Annotated in this window: 2 protein-coding genes; both read left to right on the forward strand. The window is 39.8% G+C overall.

What is annotated here, in order from left to right:
• The coding region (locus J8L84_RS20080; RefSeq protein WP_211072254.1) for a hypothetical protein at window positions 1-600 on the forward strand (600 nt) is incomplete at its 5' end.
• 130 nt (window positions 601-730) lie between these two features.
• On the forward strand, window positions 731-1,156 hold the full coding sequence (locus J8L84_RS20085; protein ID WP_211072255.1) for a hypothetical protein: 426 nt from the start codon (window positions 731-733) through the stop codon (window positions 1,154-1,156).
• Window positions 1,157-1,257: the final 101 nt, after the last annotated feature.

Here is a 1,257-nt window from a genome sequence, read left to right on the forward strand (position 1 = left end):
GAAGACAAGGAGGTTTTTATGAAAATCTTAAATTTAGCTATACCTTTAATTTTACTATCTCAATTGGCTTCTGCAGATGTTGAAATTTATCTATCGAATGACAGTGATAAAGAGGAAATGAAACGAACTCAAGTTTTAAGGCTCATAGAACAACACGATCTCAGCAAGTGGTGGTTTACGGATAAAATAATCATAGATGAGTCTGTTAGAAGTCCGTTTAGTCATCCTGTTTTGACACTTAAAGCTTCAATGCCAAACAATGACCCAGCAGGTTTGTCTCAATTGTTACATGAGCAGATTCACTGGTTTGAAGACTCAAAGAAAAAAGAAGTAGAAAATACTATTTCAGAGCTACGCAAAATATATCCGTCGGTCCCCGTTGGCTATCCAAATGGAGCGAGAAGTGAGTTTTCAACGTACTTACACCTCGCCGTTTGCTTAATGGAACTTGATGCACTTACCGAAGTGCTGGGAAAGGAAAAAGCAGAAACAGTTATCGCCACTAATGGAAAATACTTTTATAAATGGATATATAAAACAGTATTAGAAGACCAAGCTAAAATACGGAAGGTTTTAAAAAACTACGATTTGTACATCTAGCATTGCCTTCTAACAAAAAAATTAAGTCACTCACTTCGTTCGCTGGGACGCTAACACGCAGGGCCGCTTCGCTATTATGCCCTACGCGTTATCGCCCCTTATTTAAAAGTTATGTTCACAAGGACGAATTATGAAATCAAGTATCTTAATTGGCATTTCTGGCGGCATTTTCACCATTGTCGTCTTCATTCTTGGCTTTATCACGTCTATATACTTAATGACATCTACTGATGCAGCTAGCTACGCGAAGGAGCACGTAGATAATGGAAGATTCATGCTCTACGCTTTAAAAAACATTGAAGATGGAGAAATCGAAAAAGCCAGAACCTCTTTAAGAAGTCATGTATCAATGAAAGTGCTTTTGGTAGATTCCTTTAGACTTCCGCCCACCAGTGAACGAGAAGACCAACTCATCAAAGACTTTTATATGGAAGTGGCTGACTATTTCAATTCGCAAGGCGGCTTTAACGAAACAATGAAAGTAATGGAAAACGGGGAGTGGGTTACAAAGCCTACGCCAACAATGGAGATCCTCAAGGGGTTTTCAACAAAGTGAACATAACAAGTCAATCAACATGCTCACTGCGTTCGCTGGGACGCATACACGCAGGGCCGCTTCGCTATTATGCCCTACGTGCCTGCGCCCGTTATTGAAAA

The sequence above is a fragment of the Alteromonas sp. MMG017 genome, from assembly GCF_018100795.1.
Classification (GTDB): Bacteria; Pseudomonadota; Gammaproteobacteria; order Enterobacterales; family Alteromonadaceae; genus Alteromonas.